The following is a 26,241-nucleotide window of genomic DNA, read 5'->3' on the forward strand; positions in this document are numbered from 1 at the left end:
GGTCCGGTTGGTGCACCGTCTGCTACACCGTGGCGTTGGCCGCGGTGGCGGTCGGCGTCTCGCCCTGCGAGGCCTGTCGCAGCCGCTGTGCGTAGACCTCGGCGAGAACGCCCAGGTCCTGCGTGGCGTCCGCGGATCCGGCGTTGTCCCGGAGCCCCAGCGTGGCGACGAACTTGCCCTGGAGGATGACGATCTCCCGGGTGTTCTTCCGCGCCGGGCCGGTGAACCCGAAGGTGACGCTGTCGGCGCCCCGTTCCGGCCCGTCGACGACCTTCAGCTCGTGCTTGTTGTTGCGGACGTAGCTGTCCCAGGCGGCGAAGGCACGCCGGGCGGCCCTGTCGTTGCGGTACACGACGAGGTCGTAACTCGCGCCCTCCGCCTTGTCGTTGCTGCGGTAGCCGACCCGGCCGTTGGCGACGGCGTTCTTGCACTTGCCGCCCGGGTCCTTGCACACGGAGGGCGCCTTGGCGCGGCTGTGCAACTCCGTGCTGACGGTGCGCAGAGCGGCGGGCATCGTGTCGGCGGGCGGCAGGATCGCCTTGGCGTCCTGTGCGCCGCCGAGCGAGCCGGTGCCCGTGCCCTTGGCGCCGGAGCCACCGGTCGTGCCGCCGATGGTGCGGCTGTGCGACGACCCCGAACGCGACTTGTGCTTCTTGTTCTTCTTCTTTCCCCCGCAGCCCGTCAGGGCCAGCGAGAGGACCAGCACTCCGACGCCCACTGCTCGCGTCGTTCCCCCAGTTGTGAACCGCACCGCGGTCATCCTCCGTTTGTCGTGATCATGCTCTACGGGAGGATACGACGCGGGGGCGAAGACCTGCGGTTCCGCCCGCGAGGAGGCGGAACCGCAGGTGAAGAGGGTCAGACGTCGCTGAACTTCTCGCCCTTGTCGGCCTTTTCGACAAGCAGCGCGGGCGGCGTGAACCGCTCCCCGTAGCGGTCGGCCAGCTCACGCGCGCGGGCCACGAAGCCGGGCAGGCCGCCTTCGTAGCCGTTGATGTACTGGAGCACACCGCCCGTCCAGCCGGGGAAGCCGATGCCGAAGATGGAGCCGATGTTGGCGTCCGCGACGGACGTCAGGACGCCCTCCTCCACCAGGCGCACGGTGTCGAGCGACTCGGAGAAGAGCATGCGCTCCTGCATGTCCTTGAACGGGATCTCCGTGCCCGGCTTGGTGAAGTGCTCGCGCAGACCCGGCCACAGGCCCGCGCGCTTGCCGTCCACGTAGTCGTAGAAGCCCGCTCCCCCGCTCCTGCCGGGGCGCTCGAACTCGTCGACCATGCGGTCGATGACGGAGTCCGAGGGGTGCCCGGCCCACGTGCCGCCGGCCTCCTCGACGGCGCGCTTGGTCTCGTTGCGGATCTTGCGCGGCAGGGTGAGGGTCAGCTCGTCCATCAGGGAGAGGACCTTCGCCGGGTAGCCCGCCTGGGCCGCGGCCTGCTCGATGGACGCGGGCTCGATGCCCTCGCCGACCATCGCGACGCCTTCGTTGATGAAGTGCCCGATGACGCGGGAGGTGAAGAAGCCGCGCGAGTCGTTGACGACGATCGGCGTCTTGTTGATCTGGCGTACGAGGTCGAAGGCGCGGGCGAGCGCCTCGTCCCCGGTGCGCTCGCCCTTGATGATCTCGACGAGCGGCATCTTGTCGACGGGCGAGAAGAAGTGCAGACCGATGAAGTCGACGGGCCGCGTGACGCCCTCGGCGAGCTGGGTGATCGGCAGCGTCGAGGTGTTGGAGCAGAGCAGCGCGTCCGGCTCGATGACGTCCTGGATCTCCTGGAACACCTTGTGCTTGAGCGAGGTGTCCTCGAAGACCGCCTCGATCACGGCGTCGCAGCCCGCGAGATCCTGCGGATCGGCGGTCGGCGTGATGCGGGCGAGGAGCGCGTCGGCCTTCTCCTGGGTCGTACGCCCCCGCTGCACCGCCTTGGCACACAGTTTCTCGGAGTAGGCCTTGCCCTTGGCGGCGGCCTCGGCGGAGACGTCCTTCAGGACGACCTCGATGCCCGCGCGGGCGCACGAGTAGGCGATGCCCGCGCCCATCATCCCGGCGCCCAGGACGGCGGCCTTGCGGACCGGGCGGGCCTCGATGCCCTTGGGGCGGTTGGCGCCGGAGTTGACGGCCTGGAGGTCGAAGAAGAACGCCTGGATCATGTTCTTCGCGGTCTGCCCGGTGACCAGCTCGGTGAAGTAGCGGGCCTCGATGGTCAGCGCGGTCTCGAAGTCGACCTGCGAGCCCTCCACGGCCGCCGCGAGGATGTTGCGCGGGGCCGGGTAGGGAGCGCCATTGATCTGCTTCTTCAGGTTGGCCGGGAACGCGGGCAGGTTCGCCGCGAACTTCGGGTTGGCCGGGGTGCCGCCGGGGATGCGGTAGCCGGGCTTGTCCCAGGGCTGCGCCGACTCGGGGTTGGCGTCGATGAAGGCGCGGGCCTTGGCGAGCATCTCGTCGCGGTCGGCCACCACTTCGTGGACGAGGCCGTTCTCCAGGGCGCGCTTCGGGGAGTACTGGGTCCCCTGGAGCAGCACCTTGAGCAGCGCGTCCGCGATGCCCATGAGGCGTACGGTGCGGGTCACGCCGCCGCCCGCCGGGAGCAGGCCGAGGGTGACCTCGGGCAGGCCGATCTTGGATCCGGGCGCGTCGAGCGCGACGCGGTGGTGGCTGGCCAGGGCGATCTCGTAACCGCCGCCCAGGGCCGCGCCGTTGATGGCGGCGACGACCGGCTTGCCCAGGGTCTCGATGCGGCGCAGGGAGCTCTTGATGGCGACGCCCGCCTCGAACGCGTCCTGCGCGTTCTCGGGGCCTGCCTGCATCATGTCCTTCAGGTCACCGCCCGCGAAGAAGGTCTTCTTGGCGGAGGTGTAGATGATGCCGCGGATGGAGTCCTTCTCGGCCTCCGCGCGTTCGGCGATCGCCGCGATGGAGTCCTTAAACGCCTGGTTCATGGTGTTCGCGGACTGGTTGGGGTCGTCGAGTACGAGGGTGACGACGCCGGTGTCGTCCTGTTCCCAGCGGATGGTCGTGCTTTCGGTCATGGTCTTGTCTCCGTGAAGTCTCATGCGGTGGGCGCTTGGCGGTGGCGGGGTCCGGGGAGGGTGGTGCTGTCTCGTTGCCGACTTGACGCCGGTGGGGGCTGGTCGCGCAGTTCCCCGGGAAGGCAGCGGCGAAGCCGCAGGCCTTCAGGGGCGCGGGGAACTGCGCGACCGGCCACGAGGCACCCGCAGTCGGCGACGGCAACAGCCCCTACGGCGCTCAGCCGGAGACCCGCTCCACGATCGTGGCGATGCCCATGCCGCCGCCGACGCACAACGTGGCGAGCCCGTACCGCAGGTCACGCCGCTCCAGCTCGTCCACCAGCGTGCCCAGGATCATCGCCCCGGTCGCGCCCAGGGGATGCCCCAACGCAATCGCGCCGCCGTTGACGTTGACCTTGTCCAGGGACAGGCCCATGTCCTTGACGAAGCGAAGGACGACCGCCGCGAACGCTTCGTTGATCTCGACGAGGTCGATGTCGTCGATGGTCAGACCCGCCTTGGCGAGCGCCTTGCGCGCGGCCGGTGCGGGGCCGGTCAGCATGATGGTCGGCTCGGAGCCGGAGACGGCCGCGGAGACGATGCGGGCGCGCGGCGTGAGGCCGTAGCGCTCGCCGACCTCCTTGGTGCCGATGGCGACAAGAGCGGCGCCGTCCACGATGCCGGAGGAGTTGCCCGCGTGGTGGACGTGGTCGATCTTCTCGACCCAGTGGTACTTCTGCAGCGCCACGGCGTCGAAGCCGCCGAGGTCGCCGATGTCCTTGAAGGACGGCTTCAGCTTGGCGAGCGAGTCGGCGGTGGTGCCGGGGCGCATGTACTCGTCGTGGTCGAGGACGACCAGGCCGCTGCGGTCCTTCACCGGCACGACGGACTTCTCGAAGCGGTTGTCCTTCCAGGCCGCCGCGGCGCGCTCCTGGGACAGGGCGGCGTACTCGTCGACGTCACGCCGCGAGTAGCCCTCGACGGTGGCGATCAGGTCGGCGCCGATGCCCTGCGGCACGAAGCCCGTCTCGTAGTTGGTCATCGGGTCGGCGAACCAGGCACCGCCGTCCGAGGCCATCGGGACGCGCGACATCGACTCGACGCCGCCCGCCAGGACGAGGTCCTCCCAGCCCGAGCGCACCTTCATCGCGGCCATGTTGACCGCTTCGAGACCCGAGGCACAGAAGCGGTTCTCCTGGACGCCCGCGACGGTGTCGGGGAGCCCGGCGGCGATGGCCGCGATCCGCGCGATGTCGGAGCCCTGGTCGCCGACGGGGCCGACGACGCCGAGGACGATGTCGTCGACGGCCGCCGGGTCCAGGTCGGGGAACCGCGCCCGGATCTCGTGGATCAGGCCGACGACGAGGTCGATCGGCTTGGTGCCGTGCAGGGCGCCATTGGCCTTGCCGCGTCCGCGCGGGGTGCGGATCGCGTCGTATACGTACGCTTCGGTGGTCAAGACAGCAGCCTTTCGCAAAGAACTTTGCAGGTGAGGGTGGGGAAGGCTCAGGCGAGCAGGGAGCGGCCGATGATCTCCTTCATGATCTCGGTCGTGCCTCCGTAGATCGTCTGGATGCGGCCGTCGGTAAAGGCCTTGGCGACGCGGTACTCGGTCATGTAGCCGTACCCGCCGTGCAGTTGCAGACAGCGGTCGGCGACGCGTTTCTGCAGCTCGGTGGCCCACCACTTGGCCATCGACGCGTGCACGGCGTCGAGTTCCCCGTTCGAGTGATCGACGATGCAGCGGTCGAGGAACGAACGGGTGACGGCGCACTCGGTGGCCATCTCGGCGATCTCGAAGCGGATGTGCTGGAGCTTGGAGAGCGGGCGCCCGAAGGCCTCGCGCTCCTTGACGTACGTCGTGGTGATGTCCAGGAGGTGCTCGGCGGCGGCGATCCCCGCGACGGCGATGCCCATGCGCTCCTGCGCGAGGTTCGTCATCAGGTGGATGAAGGCGCCGTCGAGGTCGCCGAGGAGGTTCTCCTTGGGGACGCGTACGTCGTTGAAGAACAGTTCGGCGGTGTCCTGGGACTTCTGGCCGATCTTGTCGAGGTTGCGGCCCCGCTCGAAGCCGTCCATGCCGCGCTCGACGACGAGCAGGGACAGCCCCTTGGCGCCGCCCTCCGGGGAGGTCTTGGCGACGACGACCACGAGGTCGGCGAGGATGCCGTTCGAGATGAACGTCTTGGAGCCGTTGAGCAGCCAGTGGTCGCCCTGGTCGGTGGCGGTGGTGCGGATGCCCTGGAGGTCGGAGCCCGCGCCGGGCTCGGTCATCGCGATGGCCGTGATGATCTCACCGGAGCAGAAGCCGGGCAGCCAGCGCCGCTTCTGGTCGTCGGTGGCCAGGGAGGTGAGGTAGGGGCCGATGATGTCGTTGTGCAGGCCGAGCGCGAGCCCGGCCGTGCCCGCGCGGGTGAACTCCTCGGCGAGGACGGCGCTGTAGCGGAAGTCGGTGTTCCCCCCGCCGCCGAACTCCTCGGGCACGGCGAGCCCGAGCAGCCCCTGCTTGCCCGCGGCGAGCCAGGCGTCACGGCTGACGATGCCGTCCTTCTCCCACTCCTCGTAGTGGGGCAGCACCTCCTTGGCCAGGAAGGTGCGGACGGTCTCGCGGAACGCCTCGTGTTCGGCGGAGAAGATCTGTCGCTTCACGTTCGGCCTCCTAGAGCCAGCCCTTGACGGTCTCGATCAATGTGGCCGGCTCGGGGCCGACGGGAATGACGTTGAGCATGTCGACGCCCGCCTCGCGGAAGGCCTCGACGCGCTCGCGGACGTAGCTCTCCGGGCCGCACAGCGACATGAGCTCGCAGAACTCGGCCGGGACGGCTGCCTCGGCCTCCTTCTTCTTGCCGGAGAGATACAGCTCCTGGATGAGCTTGGCTTCCTTCTCGTAGCCGTACGCGACCGCGAGGTCGTTGTAGAAGTTCTTCCCCACCGCTCCCATGCCGCCTACGTAGAGGGCGATTTGGGGGCGGGCCAAATCCCGTACGGCCGCCGCGTCGTCACCGATGGCGAGCAGTCCGCCCGCGACCGTCTGCAACGGGCCGAGCGCCGGATCGCGCTTCTCCTTGCCCTCGGCGAGCGGAGCGCCCCACACCTGGTGGGCCTTCTCCGGGATGAACAGGGTGGGCAGCCAGCCGTCGGCGATCTCGGCGGTCATGCGCACGTTGGCCGGACCCAGGGACGCCACGTAGAGGGGCACTTCGGAGCGGACCGGCTTGGTGAGGATCTTCAGCGGCTTGCCCAGCTTGCCGCCCTTTTCCTTGGGCAGCGGCATGTCCGTGATGCCGTGGTGGTCGATGACCTCGCGGCGCAGGATGCGGCGGGTCAGCTCGATGGTCTCGCGGGTGCGGGCCAGCGGCTTGTCGTAGGGCTTTCCGTGCCAGCCCTCGACGACCTGCGGCCCCGAGGCGCCGAGCCCCATGATCGCCCGGCCGCCGGAGATCGCGTCGAGTCCGGCCGCCGTCTGGGCGATGAGGGCCGGGGTGCGCGAGTAGACGTTGAGGATCGCGGCGCCGATCTTCATACGCTCCGTGCGCGCGGCCAGGTAGCCCATGATGGTGGGCGAGTCGAAGCCGTACGCCTCCGCCACCCAGACGGCGTCCAGACCGGAGGACTCCAGGGCCGCGACGTCGTCGGCGGCCCGGCGCGGGTCGCCCGCGTAGGCGAGAGGTGCGGAGAGTTGCATCAGCTGTCTTCCTTCGTGGATGTGCCCGTAAGGGCCGGTACGTCCCAGTCGCGGGCCACGGCCTCGGTGTCGGCGCCCGGCTGGGCGGGGCCGCTGCGGACGTGGGTCGGGGTCGAGGAGAAGCGGGGTGCGGGTGCGGGCTGCGTGATGCCGCCGTGGTCGACGAAGGTGCCGCGGGCGGCGAGGTGGGGGTGGTCCGGAGCCTCGCGCAGCGAGAGGACGGGCGCGACGCACGCGTCGGAGCCCTCGAAGACGGCCGTCCACTCCGCACGCGTGCGGGCCTTGAAGCGGGCGGCGACCGCCTCGCGCAGCTCGCCCCAGCGGGCGAGGTCCTTGCGCGCGGGCGCCTGGTCCGTCAGGCCGAGCAGCGCGCTGAACTCGTCGTAGAACTGCTGCTCAAGGGCGCCGACCGCCATGTATCCGCCGTCGGCGGTCTCGTAGTTGCCGTAGAAGGGGCAGCCGCCGTCCAGGAGGTTGGCACCGCGCCGGTCCTGCCAGCCGCCGGCCGCGAGCATGCCGTGGATCATCGACGTGAGGTGGGCGGTGCCGTCGACGATCGCGGCGTCCACGACCTGGCCCGTGCCGTGCTCGCGCGCGCGGTGCAGCGCCGCCAGGATGCCGACGACGAGGTAGAGCGAGCCGCCCGCGTAGTCGCCGACGAGGTTCGCGGGGACGGTGGGCGGCTCGTCGGGGTTGCCGATCATGCCGAGGGTGCCGGTGATCGCGATGTAGGCGATGTCGTGCCCGGCGCGCTGGGCGAGCGGTCCCTCCTGGCCCCAGCCGGTCATCCGTCCGTAGACGAGCCTGGGGTTGCGGGCGTGACAGGCGTCGGGGCCGACGCCGAGGCGCTCGGCGACGCCGGGGCGGTAGCCCTCGATGAGGACGTCGGCGCGGTCGACCAGGTCGAGGACCCGGTCCGCTCCGTCCGGCGCCTTGAGGTCGACGATCACGGAGCGTTTGTTGCGGTTGGTGACGTCATACTCGGGGTTGATCGCGAGGGCGCCGCCGCCCGGTCGGTCGACGCGTACGACGTCGGCGCCCATGTCGGCCAGCAGCATGGCCGCGAACGGGCCGGGGCCGATGCCCGCCAGCTCGACCACGCGCACTCCCGCGAGCGGTCCGTGAACGCCCTTGTCCGGCACTGCCATTGAGCCCCCAGCGCTATGACACAACTGATGTAACACCAGTGATGCTAAGAACGTGTTCCACTCCGCACAAGACCCTAGCAAGCAAGCGCTTAGACAAAAGTGGGGAGAGAACCCGGGGCGCCGAGTCCCTCGACGGCGGAATGTCCAGGGGTACCGCCTGGTAACCCCGCCGGTTCCGCACGCTAGCCTCGGCCACCGACATCGGCACGGGGCGCACGGCAGAGAGGTGCCATGACCAGTCAGCACGGCAACGGCAAGGAGCGTGCGGCGGACCGCACGTACGACATCGTGCTCTTCGGGGCCACCGGTTTCGTGGGTGTCCTCACCGCGGAGTACCTCGCGGCGAATGCCCCCGAGGGGCTGCGCTGGGCGATCGCGGGGCGTGACACCGGGAAGCTGGAGCGGCTGCGGGACAAGCTCTCCGAAGCCCACCCGGCCTGCGCGGAGCTCCCCCTCGTCCGCGCGGACGTGGCGGACCCGGCGACCCTGCGGGAGATGGCGGGCCACGCGCGCGTGGTGGCCACGACCGTCGGGCCCTATCTCCAGTACGGCCAGGAACTCGTCGCCGCGTGCGCCGAGTCGGGCACGGACTACGTGGACCTCACCGGTGAGCCGGAGTTCGTCGACCTCATGTACGTGCGGCACGACGCCCGCGCCCGGGAGACCGGCGCGCGCCTCGTGCACTCCTGCGGCTTCGACTCGGTCCCGCACGACCTGGGCGCGTACTTCACCGTGCGCCAGCTTCCGGAGGGTGTGCCGCTGCGGGTCGACGGGTTCGTGCGCAGCAACGCGACGTTCTCCGGGGGTACCTTCGCCTCGGCCCTGGAGCAGTTCGCGCGCGGTCCGCAGATGCTGGCCGCCGCGCGCGACCGGCGCCGGTACGAGCCGCGCGTGGTCGGCCGCAAGGCGTACGCCCCGCCGAGCGCTCCCCGGTACGCGGGCGAGGTCGGCGCCTGGGCCCTCCCCCTGCCGACGATCGACCCCCAGGTGGTGCAGCGCTCGGCGCGGGCCCTGGAGCGCTACGGGCCCGACTTCCGCTACCGGCACTACGCGGCCGTGAAGACCCTGCCGTTCGCGGTGGGCGGCGCGGCGGCCGTCAGCGGCCTGGTGGCCGCGGCCCAACTTCCGCCCGCGCGGCGCTGGTTGTCGTCGCGCCTGAAGCCGGGCGAGGGGCCGAGCGAGCAGCGGCGCGCGGACAGCTGGTTCTCCGTGCGGTTCGTCGGCGAGGGCGGCGGCAAGCGGGTGTTCACGGAGGTCTCGGGCGGCGATCCGGGGTACGACGAGACGGCGAAGATGCTGGGCGAGGCGGCGCTGTGCCTGGCCGTCGACGACGATCTGCCGGACGTGGCGGGGCAGCTGACCACCGCCGTGGCGATGGGCGACGCGCTGACGGCACGGCTGACGGCGGCGGGGATCAGGTTCCGGGTGGCGGCGTCGCGGTAGCGGTCGCCTCGCGCAGGGCCGCGCGGCACAGGGCGTCCGCCCGCCTCGTCGATTCCGGGAGGCGGTAGTCGGGCGCCAGGTGCAGCGTGTGGGCGCAGGCGTTGTCCAGGCTCATGCGATGGCCGACGGAGACGAAGACCGGCTTGACGCCCTCGCGGGTGCGCAGGGCGCGGCCGAGTTCCTCGTCTCCGTCCAGGAGCGGGGCCGCGCTGCCCCGCGGCGCGTCCGGAGCGTCGTACGTGAACGTGAAGGGGTTCTTGGCGACCCCGATCGTGGGCAGCCCTGTGAGCACGCCGAGATGGCTCGCGAGGCCGAACCTGCGGGGGTGCGCGATGCCGTAGCCGTCGCAGACGACGAGGCCCGGTGCGGCGTCGAGCTCCCCGAGAGCGGCGAGGACGGTCGGGATCTCGCGGAAGGCGAGCAGCCCCGGCACGTACGGGAAGGCCACGCGGCCCACCGCGGTGGCCTCCTCGACGACGTCGAGCGTCGCGGCGTCCAGGACGACGACCGCGGCGGCGACCATGTCGCGCTCGTCGTCGTAGGCGACGTCGACGCCCGTGACATGTCCCGTGCCGGGCTCGGGGCCCGTCTCGTCGAGCACGACCCGGGCGCGGAGTCCGTCCTGGACCGCGCGGGCGGCCGGTTCGTCGGTGGGCCAGTCGGCGGGGGTTTCGGAGGTGACCGTGTGCGTTGTCATCGTGCGGGCAAGCCTAGGCGGCCCCCACCCTTCGACCGCCGGACGGGCTGGATGTGCAGCCTGTCCGGCGGTCGAGGCGCCTCAGCCGGCCGCGAACTTCCAGATGAACGGCTCGCCGTCCTCCTCGGACCAGTGGATCTCCAGGTCCTTCGCGTCCTTGGGGACCAGGTAGGTCTCGCACAGGACGTGGCTCTCGCCCTGCTTCCAGCCCTCGATGGACGACGAGTCATCACAGCCGGGCGCGTCCTCGGCGGCGCCGATGACCAGCGTTCCGCGCCGGCCGCCCGCCCAGACCGTGGTGGAGTCGTTGGCGTCGGGGGTCTCCGTGAGGGCCGCGCCGGACTTGTGCGTGTACTTCACGTGGGCGATGGCCGGGATCAGGCCCTTGGCGTCCTTGGGGTCCGCCACCATCTTCTTGGTGTCGGCCTCCGTGCCCAGGTCGACCTTCTGCGCGGTGATCTCGTAGGTGACGGGGGCGTTGCCCTCCTTCACCTTGCCGGTGGCGCTCTCACCGGTGCCGAGCTCGCCGCCGGACTCGGGGGACGGCTTGGCCTTGGGCTCGTTCGCCCCGGCCTTCGGCTTGTCCGCGGAGTCCTTCTTGTCGTCGCCACCACCGCAGGCGGTCAGCGCGAGGGCGAGCACGGCCACGGGCGCGGCAATGCGCAAAGCGGTCTTCCTGTACAGCAAAGTGAACTCCTGGCAGAAAAGGGCCGACCGCGCAGCACTAAGTCACCCCGTGGCGCGGCTGGTTGAGCGGTCAGCATAGGGGGCGACTACGCAAGGATGCGAAGCGGTTTCACACCGTGCAGCACACCGTGGGCACGAGGAGTATTCACACTTGCTACGGATACGGGACGAAGCGAACACCCCGGGCCGGGACCGCACATGGCGGCCCGCCCGGTAGCCTCGCGATCATGTTCGTTCTCGAGTTGACCTACACCGCGCCCGTGTCCGCCGTCGACAAGGAGCTGGAGGCCCATGTCGCCTGGCTCGACCAGCTGTACGCGCAGGGCGTCTTCATCGCCTCCGGGCGCAAGAACCCGCGCGACGGCGGTGTGATCCTGGCCGTGGCCGACGACCGTGCGGCGATCGAGAAGATCGCGGCGAGCGACCCCTTCGTGCTCGCGGAGGTGTGCGAGTACCGCATCACCGAGTTCATCGCCACGAAGACGGCCCCGGCACTCGCCCCCTACCGGCAGCAGCTTCCCTAGTCCCGCTCCCAGCGTGCGATCCGGCCCTTCTCGCCGGACGCCCAGCAGGCCCGGTCCCAAGTGCAGTCGACGGTGTCGTACGACCCCTGGTCGACCGTCCGCCAGCTGCGCCCGCCGTCGGACGTGACGTCCGTGCCGGTGGGCCCGACCGCGAGCGCGCCGCGGCGGCTGCCGGGCAGCCAGGCCACCCCGGAGCGGTAGGCGGGCGGCGGCTCGGCGGCCGTGGTCCAGCTGCGGCCGCCGTCGCGGGTGGTGGCCGCGGCCTTCGGGGACGGCTGGCCGGCGCGGTAGTCGCCGCCGACCGCGATGCCGTGCGTACGGTCGCGGAAGGCGAGGCCGAAGACACCGCGCGCCGGGTCGCCCGCCGGGATCGGCGCGTCCGTGGCCTTCCAGGTGTGCCCGCGGTCGGCGGAGTGCAGCACACGCGCGCGCGCCGCTCCCCCGGTGGCCAGCCACACGTCGCGGGAACCGGAGCTCACCAGGCACTGGCCGCTCGCCGCGAAGCCCGACTCCCCCTCCTGGGCGGCGGGCATGCCCTTGCTGGGCAGGACCTTCCAGGAGCGGCCGCCGTCGGCGGTGGACAGAATGCGGTACTTGCCGTCCACCGGGTCGCTCATGGCCAGGCCGTGGTGCCGGTCGAAGAACGTCATGCAGTCGTAGAAGGCCTTCGGGTCGGTGTTGCGGAAGGACTCCGTCCAGGTCGCTCCGCCGTCCGACGTGCGAAAGACCCGCGACGCCTCGCCCTCACCGATGGCGAGGACCACGGCGCGGCGGCCGTCGAAGGCCTCGATGTCCCGGAACTCCAGCTCCCCGGCTCCGGGCGGCGATACGTTCCGCCAGTTTCCGCCGCCGTCCGACGTGCGCAGCACGGTGCCTTTCGCGCCGGCCACCCAGGCGGTGTTCCGGCTGACGGCGGCGAGACCGCGGAAGCGCGCGTCGGTGCCGCTCTCCTTGAGGTCCCAGCCCCCGCCCCCGCCCCGCTGGGGCGGCGGCTCCCCGGACGCCGCCCGGGCGGACCCCGGCGCGGCCAGCGCCGTCGCGGCGAGAGCCGCCCCGCACAGTCCCACCGACACCGCGCGTCCCACGGACCGCGCCCACCTCGTCTTCCCCAAGGACTTCATGGCGGGCGAAGTTACCACCGGAACGCGGGATTCCTTCCGGGGTTTCTGTGAAGACGGTGAAGAGCATGCGGTGACCGAGGTCACTCCGTGTCCGCGTGCACGGATTCCGTCATTCCGACGTCTATCCAAGTGCCGACCCGAGTCGTCCAGCTGTCAGTGAGGGAGCAGGCGTTGTCCACCAGCATCGAGCAAGCCGTAGAGGCCCGCCTCGTCGCCGCCGCACCGCGGATGTCGACCATTCCCGCGACGCTGCACTACGACCGGGGCGATCCGTTCGCCGTCCGGATGAGCTTCCCCGCCCCGGCGACCCTAGAGGGCATCGAGGTCTACTGGACCTTCGCCCGCGAGCTGCTCGTCCAGGGCATGGAGCAGGCGGTGGGCGACGGCGACGTCCGCGTCCGGCCCTACGGCTTCGAGCGCACCGTCGTGGAGTTCCACGCCCCCGAGGGCACGGCGATCGTGCACATCCGCACCGGCGAGCTGCGCCGCTTCCTGCACCGCTCCCAGGTGCTGGTGCCCACGGGCGACGAGCATCTCCACCTCGACCTGGACCAGGACCTCGCCGACCTGATGCGGGACGCCTGCTGATCCGCTTCGGCGAGCGGCTCAGCCACCCCCGCCGCCCCCGCCGCCCGACCTGGCGTCCTCCGCGGACGACACCGCCGACGCCAGCGCCTTGCGCAGCGTCCGCATCAGCCCGGGGAGCTCGGGGCCCGGTGCCCCGCTGCGGTCGGTGAGCGCTTCGAGCCGCTCCTTGTACTGCCTGCGGTCCTTGCCCGAGATGACGCCGCGCAGCTTGCCCGTCGCCGCGCACACCACCAGGGCGGCGTCGCCCGCGGGAACCTCGGAGACCGGCACCGGACCGCGCAGGACCGCGAGCGTCTCGGCGTGCAGGACCTCGACGTATCCGGCGCGCTCCAGCTCGTAGCGCCGGGAGGGGAAGATCCCCAGGACCCGGGTGCGTTCCGTGCGCAGATATCCCTCGGACGCGAGCTGATCGCGTACCGCGTCCATCGTGTGGCGGGACTTGTGGGTGATCCAGCCGCGCCACTTGCGGGGCCTCGACTCCTCGATGAGTTCGATGACGCCGTCGAGCCCCGGGTCTCCGGTGCGCGCCCCGAAGACCGGAGTGACGATGCCGTCCACGTCCGAGACGAGTCCGCGCTGGGCCAGCTCCGCGAGCGCGCAGGCCCGGACCGCGTAGTGCAGGTCGGGGGCGCCGGTGATCCGGTTCTTGCCGGTGTCCCAGGCGAGCAGGAAGATCCGGGTCGGCAGGGAGAGCGAGCCGTAGGGCATGGGGCCTCCTTGTTCGCGGTCACGATAAAACGTTGACACCGGTCAGGGCGCACCCTACGGTGTAGAACGGTTCTGTTGTCGCCGATAGGAGTAGGACGTTGCTCGTCTGAGGTCTGGTGTCACCGCGTCACACGGCTCGGCCGTGTGCGTAGCGTGCGACCTCGGCGTTCGAGCCGTCCCCCGGCGCAGGGCCCTTTTTTCTGCCCTAACCCCCTGACGACGTCGCTCCCGTCCTGCCGTCGCGCCCCGCGGTGTCCCGAAACGCGTTGCCCCTGACCGCGCTTCATCTCACGCAACCGCGAGGACCACATGTCTACTTCCCCCACTTCCATCACCTGCACGTCGCTCGACTTCACCTGGCCGGACGGGACCGGCGTCTTCGACGGTTTCCAGGCGGCCTTCGGGACCGGCAGGACCGGCCTCATCGGTGTCAACGGGTCAGGAAAATCAACCCTGTTGAAGCTTCTGGCCGGTGAGCTCACACCGAACGAGGGCGCCGTCCGCGTCGCGGGCGAGATCGGGTACCTGCCGCAGAACATCACCCTCGACACCGGTCTGCGCGTCGACGAGGTGCTCGGCATCGCGGCAACTCGCGCCGCCCTGCACGCCATTGAGGCGGGTGACGTGGCCGAGGAGCACTTCACCGCGGTCGGTGACGACTGGGACGTGGAGGAGCGCGCCGTCGCGACCCTCGACCAGCTCGGCCTCGGCCACATCGGCCTGGACCGCACCACCGGCGAGGTGTCGGGCGGCGAGTCCGTGCTGCTGCGCCTCGCCGCGCTGCTGCTGCGCCGGCCCGACGTGCTCCTGCTCGACGAACCCACCAACAACCTCGACCTGTACGCCCGTCGGCGCCTGTACGCGGCCGTCGACGGATGGTCCGGGGTCCTGGTCGTGGTCAGCCACGACCGTGAACTCCTCGATCTGGTCGACCAGATCGCCGACCTGCGGGACGGGGAGCTCAAGTGGTACGGAGGAAACTTCTCCGCGTACGAGGAGGCCCTCGCCGCCGAGCAGGACGCGGCGGAGCGCATGGTGCGCGTCGCCGAGTCCGACCTGAAGAAGCAGAAGCGTGAACTGGCCGATGCCCAGGTGAAGTTGGCCCGCCGAAAGCGGTACGGCCAGAAGATGTGGGACACCAAGCGCGAGCCGAAGGTCGTCATGGGCGAGCGCAAGCGCCAGGCCCAGGTGTCCGCGGGCAAGCACCGCATCATGCACGAGGAGAAACTCAGCGAGGCCAAGGAGCGCCTGGACGATGCCGTCGAGGCGGTGCGGGACGACGACGAGATCCGCGTCGACCTGCCGCACACCGCGGTCCCGCCGGGCCGCACGGTCCTCACGCTGAGCAATCTGTCCCTGCGTTACGGAGCGCGCGTACAGGGCGAGTTCGAGCTGCGCGGACCCGAGCGGGTCGCGCTGGTAGGCCGCAACGGCGCGGGCAAGACCACGCTGCTGCGGACCATCGCCGGAGAGCTGGCGGCCGTGGAAGGAGAGGCACTGGCGCACGTCCCGCTGCGCTTCCTGCCGCAGCGGCTCGACGTGCTCGACGAGGAGCTCACCGTGGCCGAGAACGTGGCACGCTACGCCCCCGGCGCCACCAACAACCGGATCCGGGCCCGCCTGGCCCGCTTCCTGTTCAAGGGGGCACGGGCCGACCAGCGGGCGGCGACCCTGTCGGGCGGCGAGCGGTTCCGGGCGGCACTGGCCGCCCTGCTGCTCGCGGAACCGGCGCCGCAGCTCCTGATGCTCGACGAGCCGACGAACAACCTCGACATGGCGAGCGCGAAGCAGCTGGCCACGGCCCTGGAGTCGTACGAGGGAGCGCTGATCGTGGCCAGTCACGACGTGGCGTTCCTGGAGTCGATCGGCATCACGCGCTGGCTGCTTCTCGACGGAGAAATGAAAGAAATCACGACAGAAGCTGTCGGGTATTTTGACTAGCTTCGCCTGTATGCACCAGTACATCACCATCACAGGAGCCCGTGAGAACAACCTCAAGGAGGTGAGCCTGCGCATCCCGAAGGACCGGCTCACGGTCTTCACCGGCGTATCGGGGTCGGGGAAGTCATCGGTCGTGTTCGACACGATCGCGGTCGAGTCGCAGCGTCAGCTGAACGAGACCTTCACGTGGTTCGTCCGCAACCGGCTGCCGAAGTACGAGCGGCCGCACGCGGAGACCATCGAGGATCTCTCGCCCGCGATCGTCGTCGACCAGCGGCCGGTCGGCGGTCACTCCCGGTCCACGGTGGGCACGATGACGGACATCTACGCGGTGATGCGCGTGCTGTTCTCGCGGCACGGCACACCGAGTGCCGGCCCGGCCACCGCGTACTCGTTCAACGACCCGGCGGGCATGTGTCCCCGGTGCCACGGCCTGGGCAGGACCGTCCGGCCCGACTACGACCGCATCCTGGACCCCGCCAAGTCCCTGGCGGACGGCGCGATCCTCTTCCCGCCGTTCGCCGCGGGGACCTGGCAGGGCCAGACCTACACCCACACCACCGACCTGGACACGCACAAGCCGGTGGGCCAATTCGACGCGCGGGAGCGGGAGTTCCTCCTGCGCGGCGGCAAGCACGGCGGCAAGGTCAGCGTCGACAACACCGGCGGCGCGCGGGACATCGACTACGAAGGGCTCGCCGACCGCTTCGAACGGCTCTACCTCAACCGCGATCTGTCGTCGCTCTCCCAGAAGACCCGCGACCTCGTGCAGCGCTTCCTCGTCGAGGGCGCGTGCGACCTCTGCGACGGGGCGCGGCTCAACGCGGCGGCGCTCGCCACCCGCATCGGCGGCATGAACATCGCCGAGGCCTCGCGGATGGAGGTCACCGACCTCATCGCCGCCCTGGAGCGGATCGACGACCCGGTGGCGGGCCCGATCGCGGCGGCGGCCGTGGCGGCGCTCGAACGGATCGAGGCGATCGGCCTCGGCTACCTCAGCCTGGGCCGCGAGACGTCCACGCTGTCCGGCGGCGAGGGGCAGCGCCTGAAGACGGTGCGGCACCTCGGCTCCAGCCTGACCGGCATGACGTACATCTTCGACGAGCCGAGCGTCGGCCTGCACCCGCGTGACGTGGGGCGGCTCAACGACCTGCTGCTGCGCCTGCGCGACAAGGGGAACACCGTCCTGGTCGTCGAGCACGACCCGGACGTGATCGCCGTCGCCGACCACGTCGTCGACATGGGCCCGGCGGCGGGCACGGGCGGCGGCCTGGTCGTCTTCGAGGGGACGCCGGACGAGCTGCGGCACGCCGACACGCTCACGGGCCGGCACCTGCGGCGCTCGACGGGCATCAAGGAGAACCCGCGCGAGGCCATCGGCGGGCGGTGGGTCAAGGGCGCCGCCCTGCACAACCTCAAGGACGTCAGCGTGCGCGTGCCGACTGGGGTGCTCACGGCGGTGACGGGCGTCGCGGGCTCGGGCAAGAGCACGCTGGTGTCGCGGGCGTTCGTCGCCGAGCACCCGGACGCCGTGGTCGTGGACCAGTCGGGCATCGGCATCTCGGGCCGCTCCACCCCGGCGACGTACCTCGGGATCATGGACTCGCTGCGCAAGCTCTTCGCGCGGGAGACCGGCCGGGAGGCGGGGCTCTTCAGCTTCAACTCCGGTGGCGCGTGCGAGAGCTGCCAGGGCCGCGGGATCATCTACAGCGACCTCGCCTTCATGGATCCGGTGACGACCACCTGCGAGGCGTGCGAGGGGCGCCGCTTCAAGGACGAGGTGCTCCGGCTGACCGTCGGCGGCAGCTCCATCGCCGATGTGCTCGACATGACGGCCGAGCGCGCCCTCGGCTTCTTCGCCGCGGTCGACGACACGGCGATGCGCCGCCGGCTGCGGGCCCTGCACGACGTGGGGCTCACCTACCTGACGCTCGGGCAGCCCCTGAGCACCCTCTCGGGTGGCGAGCGGCAGCGCATCAAGCTCGCCACCCAGCTGCACCGCACCGGCACCACATACGTCCTGGACGAGCCGACGACCGGCCTGCACATGGCCGACGTGGACGGGCTGCTCGGCCTCCTGGACCGGCTCGTCGACGCCGGGAACACCGTGCTGGTCGTCGAGCACAACCTGCAGGTCGTCAAGCACGCGGACTGGGTGATCGACCTCGGGCCCGACGGCGGCAAGCACGGCGGGCAGGTCGTCTTCGAGGGCACGCCGGCACAGCTGATCGACGCGGACGGCTCGTTCACCGCCGATCATCTGCGACGAGACCTGGGCCTGGACCCCTCCCACGCTGCATGATGTGCGACAGCACCCCGGCCCGGCGCGCGCCGGGCGGGGAGCGCCCCCGCCGTTCCACCCCTACGGAGAACATCCCGTGCCCAGCACGAAAGCGCTGATCCGCCGGCCAGGACCGCGTCTCGCAGAAGGCCTGGTCACACACGTCGAGCGGACCCCGGTCGACACGGCCCTCGCTTTCGATCAGTGGGTGGCATACGCCGGAGCGCTGCGGGCGCACGGCTGGGAGACGGTCGAGGTGGAGCCCGCCGACGACTGCCCGGACTCGGTCTTCGTCGAGGACACGGTCGTCGTCTTCCGCAACGTCGCGCTGATCGCCCGGCCGGGCGCCGAGTCGCGGCGGCCGGAGACGGCCGCCGTGGAGGAGGCCGTGGCCCGGCTCGGCGCCTCCGTGAACTGGGTGTGGGAGCCGGGCACGCTGGACGGCGGAGACATCCTCAAGGTCGGCGACACGATCTACGTGGGCCGCGGCGGGCGTACGAACGCCCACGGCGTCCGGCAGCTGCGGGCCGTCTTCGAACCGCTGGGGGCGCGGGTCGTGGCCGTCCCCGTCAGCAAGGTGCTGCATCTGAAGTCGGCGGTGACGGCGCTGCCGGACGGCACGGTCATCGGCCACCCGCCGCTCGTGGACTCCCCCTCGCTCTTCCCGCGCTTCCTGCCCGTGCCCGAGGAGTCCGGGGCCCACGTGGTGCTGCTCGGTGGCTCGAAACTGCTGCTCGCGGCGAGCGCCCCGAAGAGTGCCGAGCTGCTCGCGGACCTCGGTTTCGATCCGGTCGTGGTGGATATCAGCGAGTTCGAGAAGCTTGAGGGCTGTGTGACATGCCTCTCAGTGCGACTCAGGGAGCTGTACGCCTGACCAGTCCTGGGGCGGGTGGGACGCGAGAGGCCTCTGGGGCCCGCCGACTCAGCCACTTTACGGAGGGCTTAACCTACGGCAACGTAACCTACGACACCGTAGGTAGGTAGCACCCGCTCGTGCTTCCGCGTAACCCCTACGCACGTAATCCGCAAAAAAACTCCCGTCCCCCTGGAGCCCCCGTGACGATCACCTCTCCTCATCTCGGCAGCACGGACGACTGGACCGATGCCCGGTTGCTGTTCGCCCTGGAAGAAGTGGTCGAGAAGGAGCTCAACCGCCACCTGAAGGTGGCGAAGGACTGGATGCCGCACGAGTACGTGCCGTTCTCCGACGCCCGGAACTTCCCCGGCTACTTCGAGGACGGCCAGGCCTGGGAGCCCGAGCAGTCCAAGGTGACCGACATCGGCAAGATCGCCCTTGTCGTCAACCTGCTGACCGAGGACAACCTCCCCAGCTACCACCACGAGATCGCCTCCCTCTTCGGCCGCGACGGCGCCTGGGGCACCTGGGTGCACCGCTGGACCGCCGAGGAGGGCCGCCACGGCATCGTGATGCGCGACTACCTCTTGGCCTCGCGTGCCGTGGACCCGGACAAGCTCGAGCAGTTCCGCATGGCGCACATGGCCGAGGGCTTCGAGTCCGACAACCGGCACTCGATGCTGCACTCGGTCGCGTACGTGGCCTTCCAGGAGCTCGCGACCCGCGTCTCGCACCGCAACACCGGCCACCAGTCGGGCGACCCGGTCTGCGACCGGATGCTGGCGCGCATCGCCACCGACGAGAACCTGCACATGGTCTTCTACCGCAACCTCCTGGGCGCGGCCTTCGAGCTCGCCCCGGATCTGACGATGCAGTCCGTGCGTGACGTCGTGGTCGACTTCCGGATGCCCGGTCACGGCATGCCCGGCTTCGAGCGGGCCGCCGCGCAGATGGCGATCGGCGAGATCTACAACATGCGCATCCACCACGACGACGTGATCCAGCCCGTCCTTCGCTACCTGAAGGTCCTGGACATCGACGGGCTCGGCCCCGACGGTCTCAAGGCGCAGGAGGAGCTCGGCCTGTACATGAACGGGCTCGACAGCGAGGCCAGCAAGTTCGACGAGAAGCTTGCCGCCCGCAAGGCGCGGATGGCGGCTCGGGGGAAGTAGCCCCCGCAGGGTGGGCGGGCCTCGGCCCGTCGCGTCAGCGGCGGATCGTCTCCCGCCCACCCGGCCGATCACCCCGTGGTCACTCGTACGACGTGCACACCGCCAGCGCCGCGTCCCGGACGTCCGGCACGGCGTGGGCCCGCAAGGACACCAGCAGGCCACGCCACGGCGCGGACCAATTCGTCCGCTCTCCCAGCGCGTCGGTCAGCGCCAGGGCGAAGAGCCCGTTCGCGTGGCCGCCCCCATCCACGAGGCGGTGCGCCACCGGCAGCAGGCCGGCCGCCCTGCCCGGGTACTCCGTGTCCGCGAGCCGCTCCGTGAGCGCCAGCGCGGACCGCGCCGCCAGCGCCGGCCGCCCCTCGTGCAACCGGGCCAGCCGCAGCAGTGCCTCGCCCACCTCTTCGGGCTCCCCGTCCACGTCCACCGCCGCCACCAGGATCTCCGCGGCCTGCGGCACGTGGTCCGCGTACCCGACGAGGAGGCCGCCCGCCGCGAGACCGGGCGCCCGGTATGCCTCGACCTCTTCCGCCAGCGTCTGCGCCACGTACTCGATCCGCCGCCGCGCGGGCAGATCCCGGTCCGGCGACTCGGGCACATCGGTGCCCGCGAGGGCCGCGAGCGCCCCGCACAGGGCCTCGGTGCCGCCGGGCGCGGTCGCCGCCGCCGTCACCAGACCCCGCGCGGCCACCTGCCACGTGGCCCGCCGGCCGAGGTCCGCGACCGCGTCCGCCAGGACCGCAGCCGCGTCCGGTGACCACGGGGCCCATCGCGCGAGCGCGTCGAGCGCGCCGGCCGCCACCTCGTCGTCCTGCGTGCCGACCGTCTCGCGTACGAGGCGTGCGTACCGCTCCCGATGCCCCTCCGCCAGGTCGAGCGGCCGTACCCGGAGCACGGCCGTCCGCAGCACCGCCTCGCCCCCGGCGGCGTCGCTCAGTAGCCCCCACACCCGTTCCTCGCCGAGCAGTCCGCCCGCGAAGGCCACACAGGCCGCCCGTACGTCGCGGTGGGCGTCCGGCGCCTCGTAGGCGTCGGCGAGCAGCGCCGCCGCCTCGGCCGCCGGAAGGCGCACGGCGGCCAGCCGGGCCGCCTCCTTGCGGCTCGTCACCTTCTTGCCGGGCCCGCCCAGGACCTCCCGGAGCAGCTCCGCGAGCCGGGAGGGCGCGACATGGCGTGACGCCTGCGTCGCCGCGTAGACCGCGACCCGCGCCCGCTCGCCGCCCGCGTGCGCGAGCAGTTCGGGCAGCGCGTCACCGGGCCGGGAGATGTGGGCGAGGGCGCCGAGAGCCGCCTCGGCGAGCACCGTGTCGGGCGATTCGGTCCAGCGGCGCACGAGATCCTCCCCCGGGCCCGGGACGTGGGCGCCGCGCCCGATCGCCGCCGCCCGGTCCCGTTGCGGCAGTCCCGCGTCACCGGCCGTCCGCGCCAACTGCCGTGCGTACGCCGCCTGCTGACGCGGGAGCCAGCGGTGGATGTGCCGGGCGTCCGCCCGCACGGTCCACGCCGCGCCCTTGACCAGGAACCTGCCGTACGGGGGCCTATCGGACAGGAGCGGGTCGAGCAGGTCCGTGCGGCGGCCGCACACGACGTCGAGGACCGGAGCCAGCACACCCGTCGACGGCTCCTGCGCGAGGACCCTCGCGACACGCTCGTCGCGGGTCTCGGCCGGTTCGAGCCACAGGCCGATCGCCCTCGACATGGTGGCGTTGCTGCCGAACCGGATGGCCTGCCAGAGGAGTTCCTGGAGTTCGGGCATGCCCGCGGCACGTCGTCCGACCGCGCGGGCCAGCGCGAAGGTGAGGCTGTGGTCGGCCTTCTCCGCACCCGCCTCGATCCAGGGCCGCAACGCCTCGAAGACGTCGTGCTCCTGGCCGCGGCGCAGGGTGTGGTCGAGGCGTCCGAGGTCGGCGCCGCCGGTGTTGCCGGAGATCCGGACGAGGGTGCGCAGCGCCCAGTTCACCAGCTCCGGCCGTCCGTCGGCCGCGTGTTCGCGCAGCACGGCGACGGCCAAGCGACTGAGCCCGCCGCGGGTGGCGTAGGAGGAGTCGCGGGCCGCGACGGCGTCCGCGGAGATCCGGTCGAGGAACGGTTCGGCGTCGGCCCCGAAAAGGGCGGGCCGGGTCTCGGCGAGCGCGGTCAGGGCCGCGGCCCGCACGGGGTCCTGCTCGTTCGCGAGCCGGGTCATCTCCTTGAGTACGGCGGTGACCTGGGCCTTCTCACCGGACCGGGCGGCATTGCGGACGAGCAGGGGCCACGCCTCGGCACGGTCGTCGGCGGACGGCCGCCGGGTCGCCGCCACCAGCCGGTCACGCACCTCGGCACAGGGCAGGAAGGACTCGGCGAGCAGCACCGCACTCCACTCCGCGCCCTGTTCCTTGGCCCGCTCGGCCATCCGCCGCGCCTCTTCGGCCACGGCGCTGCGGGGCAGTGCGCCGAGAATGACGTCGTCGACGCCGGTGAATACCGGGCCGCGCCCTTCGACGGCCCTCGCATGGACGGCGGCCCGGTCCGCGGGCGCGTGGGCGAGCATCAGCCGGGCGAGGCCTTCCGATGCGTCGGGGTCCTCGGCGACGGTGCGGGCGTACGTGAGGAGTTCGGGAGCGCCCGAGCGCGCGAGCTTGCGCAGCACGGACGCCGTGAGCGCACGACTGCGGCGCAGCGGCCACCCCCAGGCCCCGGAGAGGATCGTGAGCACGCGCCCCGGCGCCGCATCGGCCAGTACGCCCAGGCAGGGGCGGAGCCGCACGGGGAACGCACTGGGTGCGAACCGGTCCAGCAGGTCGAGCACCCGCAGCGGCTCCGCCTCCGTGACGGCCGCGATCCCCGTCGCGTACCGCTGCCACCACGCGTCCCGCAGCGCTTCCGGCAGCGCTTCGAGCTCGCGCGCCGCGACATCCAGCAGGACACCCGCGTGCCGCCCGGCCAAGGGCCGCCATCCCCGCACGGAGTGGAAGAGCTCCGGCAGCAGCCGCTCCACCACGGGGCCCGAGCAGCCGGCCAGCAGCCTGGCCGCCTCGGCGTCACCCCACTGCCGCCGCAACGGGTCGACGAGGCGATCGGCGAGCGCGGTGCGGCGCCCGGCGACGATCGCCCGAAGGAGTTGGCGCCGCACCGCCTCGGGAGCGTCGTCGAGCGCGGCCTCGAAGGCGGTGTCCGGCACCCCATGGCTCTCCGCGGCCCGCAGCGCGTGCCCCCGCACGAAGGGGTCGGGGGCGGCGAGCCGCGCCCCGGTCCACTCGGCGTCACGTCCGGCACAGGCCAGCAGGATGGCCACCTGGCGCTCGTACGGGCCGCCGCTCTCCAGCTCCTCGAGAACGGACCGCAGCGCGCCACGGCCCGCGAAGTCCCGGGCGCTCTCGGCGATCTCCCGCATCCGCCGCGGGTACGGCAGGGGGTCGAGGTCGGCGAGCAGATAGCGGGCGGCGGTCTTCTCGGGCTGGGCCATGCGCGGATTCTGCCTGTCAAGACCGGCCCGGGGACAGCGAATTGAAGAGGGGGCAGGGCGGAAAAGGGGGTGGGGCGGCTGGAATCGAACCAGCGTGTTCCGGTTTTGGAGACCGGCGCGACAGCCCCTGCGCTACGCCCCACCCTTGGCCGGATCGTACCCTCCTGGGGTTTTCAGGAGCGAGTCTTCCAGCGGGCGAGGAAGGCGAGGACCGCCAGAACGGCACCGCATACTGCGGCAATTGCTCCGAGCAGGCACAACTGCGTCAGTTTTCGATGCGCCCTCCCCTATGGGTGTCCCCGGCAGGGCATCCTCAGCGATGCACGCTGCGCACGGCCGCCACATCCGCCGGGACGGCCGGTCCGTCGATCTCCGCGGCGAACGCCGCGAGGCGCCGCTTGATGCTCGCCGCGATGCCCTGGCCCAGGACGAAGCGGGTGGGCGTGAGTGCGCGTGCGGCCGTGTCCAGCAGCCGGTGGGCCTCACGACTGCGCAGACCGGTGTGGCTGAGCACCAGGTGCGCCAGGCGGTGCTCGACGGCGGCCAGGCTCTCCGCGATGGCCGTGGCCGCCGCGTCGTCGACGTGGTTGTCCGCCGCGCCGAGCGTCCCCGCGGCGCGCACCCGGCCGAGGTCGAGCAGCTCCACCCCGGCGGACACGGCCGCCGCGACCAGCCGGGCGGCGGCCCGTGGTCCGATGCCGTTGCTGGCGACGGCGAGGCGTTCCAGCGCACCGCGTGGCGCTCGCTCCAGCCCCTGCGCGAGCAGCGACGCTCCACCGTCACCCAACTGCGCTGCCGATACGTACAGTTCACGTACCCCGCCCAGGGCGATCAGTTCGCCCAGCGGGGCAGCGCCGTCCGGGCCGAGCGGATTGCCGCCCAGGAAGGCCCGCTCGACGCACCGCCCCGTGTCGGCCGCCACGAGCAGCGCGTCGACGAGGACCGCGGTCCCGGCCGCGTCGAGTCCGGTCTGGACGAGGTCGAGGGTGCGCAACGTACGTACGGATTCGATCAGTTGGGAGGCTGCGGCACCTCCCTGCGGGCCCAGCGGATTGCGTTTGAGCCAGACACCGGTCACGACCTGCGGTGAGGCCCGCAGCTGGTCCGCGATGCGGCAGGCGCCACCGGCGGTGATGCCATTGCAGCCCAGGTAGAGCGTCTCGACGCCCGTGGGACCCGCCTCGCCGGTCGTGGCCGCCGCCGCGAGCGCCGCTCCCTCGTCGCCCAGGCCGTCCGTGCCGAGCAGCAAGTGGCGTATGGCGGAACGCTGTTCGGCGGATCCCCGCAGCGCGTCCGCGACCAGCGCCGCGCCCTCCGCTCCCAGCGACTGCTTGCACAGGTCGAGCCGTCCCGCCGGCAGTACCGTCCCGGCCGCGAAGTCGAGACGCTCCCCCGCCGGACGTCCGCCCCGCAACCAGTGGAGGAGGGGAGCAAGTTCGCCGACAGGGCGTGGGGCGATCCTGGGTACGCCCGCGAACTCCCTTACGTCGTCAGCGGTGTTCACCACTCGGCCTCCCGGTAGTCCTTGAGGAAGACCCCGGAGACCGGCGCGCCCGCCTCGCCCCGCACGACCGGGTCGTAGATCCGGGCCGCGCCGTCCACCACGTCCAGGGGTGTGCGGAAGCCCGTGCCGGCGATGCGGTCCTTCCGCGGGGCCGGGTTCTCGTCGGTGATCCAGCCCGTGTCGACGGCGCACATGTGCACGCCGCGCTCGGCGAGTTCGGCCGCGCTCGTGCGCGTGAGCATGTTCAGGGCGGCCTTGGCCATGTTCGTGTGCGGATGCCCGGCGGTCTTGTTCCGCACCGCGAAGCGGCCCTCGACCGCCGTGACGTTGACGATGTAGGTGCGGGGGTGGGGCGAGGCGAGCAGAAGCGGAAGCAGCCGGTCGCAGAGCAGCGCCGGGGCCAGCGCGTTGACCAGCTGCGTCTCCAGGACCTCGGCGGGGTCGAGGTCGCCGAGCCGGGCGGACCAGGAGTTCTCCGGCGAGGGGTCGCGCAGCAGGCCCGCCTCGTCGGTGACGGGCAGGAGGCCGGAATCGGACAGGAGCGCGGACCCGGCCAGGAGCTCCGACTCGCACGGGACGTCGGATTCGGGCAGGACCAGGGCGAGCGCGCCCCGCGCGGCGGCGCCTCTCCGCGCCCCCATCGGCCGGAACCCGGGCGCGCCGCGCGCCCCCGCGGGCAGCTCCGGCGACTCCCCCGCCGCGAGCGCGGCGTACGACTCGGGTGGTCGTCGTACCGTCTGGGCCGCGTTGTTGACCAAGATGTCCAGCGGCTTGCCCTCCTGCCGCAACTGCGCACACAGGCCGATCACTTGGCGTGGGTCACGGAGGTCGACGGCGAGCACGGTGAGCCGGTCGAGCCACTTCTCGCTGCCCGGCACCGCCCGGAAACGGCGCTCCGTGTCGTGCGGGAAACGGCTGGTGACCAGGAGTTCGACGCCGTCGCGCAGCATCATCAGGGCCAGCTGGAAGCCGATCTTCACGCGGCCCCCGGTGAGCAGCGCACGGCGCCCGCTCAGGTCGGTGGCGAGCGCGCGCCGGGCACGGTTGTCAGCGGCACAGTCGGGACAGAGCCGGTGGTAAAAGGAGTCGACCTGTCGATACGACGCCTTGCAGACGTAGCAGGGCCGGGGCCGCTCGAAGACCCCTCCCGCACCCTCGGCGACCAGCGGCGTGTCCTCACGGCGGTCGTCCGCCCCGGTGGCGGTGGCGGCCATCACCGCCGCGTCGGCGGCGGAGAGTTCGGCCCCGCGCGCCTTGCGCCTGCGCAGCCGTCCGTCCCGGGCGAAGGACGCGGCGACCTGCTCGGCCCGCAGCCGCACCGGGTCGTCGACCGGCAGCTCGCGGAGCCTGCCGACCACGTCGTGGAACACGGCGAGGTCCGCCTCGCTGATCCCGCCGCTCTCAGTCATCCGTCCCGCCCCGCCCGTACCGTCCG

20 protein-coding genes and 1 tRNA gene are annotated in these 26,241 nt (G+C 71.7%); 7 read left to right on the top strand and 14 right to left on the bottom strand.

Translation table 11 applies throughout. The features are described from left to right. Positions 1-22: 22 nt before the first annotated feature. The 6 genes from OG302_RS08280 to OG302_RS08305 form a co-directional block, all read right to left on the bottom strand. Positions 23-718 carry a hypothetical protein gene (locus OG302_RS08280; protein ID WP_371526155.1) on the bottom strand — a complete coding sequence of 232 codons (696 nt, stop codon included), beginning with the start codon at positions 716-718 and terminating at the stop codon, positions 23-25. 140 nt (positions 719-858) lie between these two features. Next, the gene (locus OG302_RS08285) at positions 859-3,030 is read right to left on the bottom strand and encodes a 3-hydroxyacyl-CoA dehydrogenase NAD-binding domain-containing protein (RefSeq protein ID WP_371526157.1); all 2,172 of its coding nucleotides are present in this window, start codon (positions 3,028-3,030) and stop codon (positions 859-861) included. Between the two features lie 217 nt (positions 3,031-3,247). Further along, complete coding sequence (locus tag OG302_RS08290; RefSeq protein WP_371526158.1) at positions 3,248-4,468, bottom strand: acetyl-CoA C-acetyltransferase; 1,221 nt, start codon at positions 4,466-4,468, stop codon at positions 3,248-3,250. Between the two features lie 47 nt (positions 4,469-4,515). Continuing rightward, a complete protein-coding gene (locus tag OG302_RS08295; protein ID WP_361829901.1) occupies positions 4,516-5,658 on the bottom strand; it encodes an acyl-CoA dehydrogenase family protein in 1,143 nt (380 codons plus the stop codon). Positions 5,659-5,668: 10 nt separating this feature from the next. After that, on the bottom strand, positions 5,669-6,694 hold the full coding sequence (locus OG302_RS08300) for an LLM class F420-dependent oxidoreductase (RefSeq protein ID WP_371526159.1): 1,026 nt from the start codon (positions 6,692-6,694) through the stop codon (positions 5,669-5,671). Next, a complete protein-coding gene (locus OG302_RS08305) occupies positions 6,694-7,842 on the bottom strand; it encodes a CaiB/BaiF CoA transferase family protein (protein ID WP_371526160.1) in 1,149 nt (382 codons plus the stop codon). The genes OG302_RS08300 and OG302_RS08305 overlap by 1 nt, the downstream gene beginning before the upstream one ends. A gap of 231 nt (positions 7,843-8,073) precedes the next feature. Between OG302_RS08305 and OG302_RS08310 the strand changes: the two genes are divergently transcribed. Then, positions 8,074-9,285 carry a trans-acting enoyl reductase family protein gene (locus tag OG302_RS08310; RefSeq protein WP_371526161.1) on the top strand — a complete coding sequence of 404 codons (1,212 nt, stop codon included), beginning with the start codon at positions 8,074-8,076 and terminating at the stop codon, positions 9,283-9,285. Here the strand turns inward: OG302_RS08310 and OG302_RS08315 are convergent. Together OG302_RS08315 and OG302_RS08320 are read right to left on the bottom strand one after the other, a co-directional pair. Beyond that, entirely contained in the window at positions 9,257-9,982 is a 726-nt protein-coding gene (locus OG302_RS08315; protein ID WP_371526162.1) for an endonuclease V, read from the bottom strand. The genes OG302_RS08310 and OG302_RS08315 overlap by 29 nt on opposite strands. Before the next feature lie 81 nt (positions 9,983-10,063). Continuing rightward, the gene (locus OG302_RS08320; protein ID WP_371526163.1) at positions 10,064-10,669 is read right to left on the bottom strand and encodes a hypothetical protein; all 606 of its coding nucleotides are present in this window, start codon (positions 10,667-10,669) and stop codon (positions 10,064-10,066) included. 227 nt (positions 10,670-10,896) lie between these two features. Here OG302_RS08320 and OG302_RS08325 point away from each other — a divergent pair, with 227 nt between their 5' ends. Next, a complete protein-coding gene (locus OG302_RS08325) occupies positions 10,897-11,193 on the top strand; it encodes a YciI family protein (protein ID WP_160508652.1) in 297 nt (98 codons plus the stop codon). Here OG302_RS08325 and OG302_RS08330 read toward each other — a convergent pair. Beyond that, positions 11,190-12,314 carry a WD40/YVTN/BNR-like repeat-containing protein gene (locus tag OG302_RS08330; protein WP_371526164.1) on the bottom strand — a complete coding sequence of 375 codons (1,125 nt, stop codon included), beginning with the start codon at positions 12,312-12,314 and terminating at the stop codon, positions 11,190-11,192. The two genes, OG302_RS08325 and OG302_RS08330, sit on opposite strands and share 4 nt — an antisense overlap. Before the next feature lie 171 nt (positions 12,315-12,485). Between OG302_RS08330 and OG302_RS08335 the strand changes: the two genes are divergently transcribed. Next, positions 12,486-12,902, top strand: coding sequence for an SsgA family sporulation/cell division regulator (locus OG302_RS08335; protein WP_371526165.1), 417 nt, complete (start codon positions 12,486-12,488; stop codon positions 12,900-12,902). A gap of 18 nt (positions 12,903-12,920) precedes the next feature. Here OG302_RS08335 and OG302_RS08340 read toward each other — a convergent pair whose 3' ends face one another. Beyond that, the gene (locus OG302_RS08340) at positions 12,921-13,610 is read right to left on the bottom strand and encodes a GPP34 family phosphoprotein (protein ID WP_371526166.1); all 690 of its coding nucleotides are present in this window, start codon (positions 13,608-13,610) and stop codon (positions 12,921-12,923) included. A gap of 309 nt (positions 13,611-13,919) precedes the next feature. On the opposite strand from OG302_RS08340, the gene OG302_RS08345 reads away from it, so the two are divergent. The 4 genes from OG302_RS08345 (at position 13,920) to OG302_RS08360 (ending at position 19,860) form a co-directional block, all read left to right on the top strand. Further along, positions 13,920-15,551, top strand: a complete 1,632-nt coding sequence (locus tag OG302_RS08345; RefSeq protein ID WP_371526167.1) for an ABC-F family ATP-binding cassette domain-containing protein — start codon at positions 13,920-13,922, stop codon at positions 15,549-15,551. 10 nt (positions 15,552-15,561) lie between these two features. Next, the gene (locus OG302_RS08350; RefSeq protein ID WP_371526168.1) at positions 15,562-17,853 is read left to right on the top strand and encodes an ATP-binding cassette domain-containing protein; all 2,292 of its coding nucleotides are present in this window, start codon (positions 15,562-15,564) and stop codon (positions 17,851-17,853) included. A gap of 76 nt (positions 17,854-17,929) precedes the next feature. Beyond that, positions 17,930-18,706 carry a dimethylargininase gene (gene ddaH / locus OG302_RS08355; RefSeq protein WP_371526169.1) on the top strand — a complete coding sequence of 259 codons (777 nt, stop codon included), beginning with the start codon at positions 17,930-17,932 and terminating at the stop codon, positions 18,704-18,706. A gap of 182 nt (positions 18,707-18,888) precedes the next feature. Further along, the gene (locus tag OG302_RS08360; RefSeq protein WP_371526170.1) at positions 18,889-19,860 is read left to right on the top strand and encodes an acyl-ACP desaturase; all 972 of its coding nucleotides are present in this window, start codon (positions 18,889-18,891) and stop codon (positions 19,858-19,860) included. A 79-nt stretch (positions 19,861-19,939) separates the two neighbouring features. On the opposite strand, the gene OG302_RS08365 is transcribed toward OG302_RS08360, so the two are convergent. The 4 genes from OG302_RS08365 to OG302_RS08380 all read right to left on the bottom strand — a co-directional run bounded on the left by OG302_RS08365 (position 19,940) and on the right by OG302_RS08380 (position 26,215). Then, positions 19,940-23,302 (bottom strand): hypothetical protein, encoded by a 3,363-nt coding sequence (locus OG302_RS08365; protein ID WP_371526171.1) that lies wholly within the window; start codon positions 23,300-23,302, stop codon positions 19,940-19,942. Between the two features lie 69 nt (positions 23,303-23,371). Beyond that, positions 23,372-23,444 (bottom strand) — tRNA-Trp (locus OG302_RS08370). A 171-nt stretch (positions 23,445-23,615) separates the two neighbouring features. Then, positions 23,616-24,806, bottom strand: a complete 1,191-nt coding sequence (locus tag OG302_RS08375) for a ribonuclease inhibitor (RefSeq protein WP_371526172.1) — start codon at positions 24,804-24,806, stop codon at positions 23,616-23,618. Continuing rightward, the gene (locus tag OG302_RS08380; protein WP_371526173.1) at positions 24,803-26,215 is read right to left on the bottom strand and encodes an SDR family NAD(P)-dependent oxidoreductase; all 1,413 of its coding nucleotides are present in this window, start codon (positions 26,213-26,215) and stop codon (positions 24,803-24,805) included. The genes OG302_RS08375 and OG302_RS08380 overlap by 4 nt, the downstream gene beginning before the upstream one ends. Positions 26,216-26,241: the final 26 nt, after the last annotated feature.

Origin of the sequence: Streptomyces sp. NBC_01283 (assembly GCF_041435335.1) — a bacterium.
In the GTDB taxonomy this organism is placed as follows: Bacteria; Actinomycetota; Actinomycetes; order Streptomycetales; family Streptomycetaceae; genus Streptomyces.

What these genes read in the sequence shown, in the direction of transcription:
- OG302_RS08285 (WP_371526157.1), bottom strand. Translation starts at nt 3,030, where the DNA reads ATGACCGAAAGCACGACCATCCGCTGGGAACAGGACGACACCGGCGTC.
- OG302_RS08300 (WP_371526159.1), bottom strand. Translation starts at nt 6,694, where the DNA reads ATGCAACTCTCCGCACCTCTCGCCTACGCGGGCGACCCGCGCCGGGCC.
- OG302_RS08305 (WP_371526160.1), bottom strand. Translation starts at nt 7,842, where the DNA reads ATGGCAGTGCCGGACAAGGGCGTTCACGGACCGCTCGCGGGAGTGCGC.
- OG302_RS08310 (WP_371526161.1), top strand. Translation starts at nt 8,074, where the DNA reads ATGACCAGTCAGCACGGCAACGGCAAGGAGCGTGCGGCGGACCGCACG.
- OG302_RS08315 (WP_371526162.1), bottom strand. Translation starts at nt 9,982, where the DNA reads ATGACAACGCACACGGTCACCTCCGAAACCCCCGCCGACTGGCCCACC.
- OG302_RS08325 (WP_160508652.1), top strand. Translation starts at nt 10,897, where the DNA reads ATGTTCGTTCTCGAGTTGACCTACACCGCGCCCGTGTCCGCCGTCGAC.
- OG302_RS08330 (WP_371526164.1), bottom strand. Translation starts at nt 12,314, where the DNA reads ATGAAGTCCTTGGGGAAGACGAGGTGGGCGCGGTCCGTGGGACGCGCG.
- OG302_RS08340 (WP_371526166.1), bottom strand. Translation starts at nt 13,610, where the DNA reads ATGCCCTACGGCTCGCTCTCCCTGCCGACCCGGATCTTCCTGCTCGCC.
- OG302_RS08345 (WP_371526167.1), top strand. Translation starts at nt 13,920, where the DNA reads ATGTCTACTTCCCCCACTTCCATCACCTGCACGTCGCTCGACTTCACC.
- OG302_RS08350 (WP_371526168.1), top strand. Translation starts at nt 15,562, where the DNA reads ATGCACCAGTACATCACCATCACAGGAGCCCGTGAGAACAACCTCAAG.
- OG302_RS08365 (WP_371526171.1), bottom strand. Translation starts at nt 23,302, where the DNA reads ATGGCCCAGCCCGAGAAGACCGCCGCCCGCTATCTGCTCGCCGACCTC.
- OG302_RS08380 (WP_371526173.1), bottom strand. Translation starts at nt 26,215, where the DNA reads ATGACTGAGAGCGGCGGGATCAGCGAGGCGGACCTCGCCGTGTTCCAC.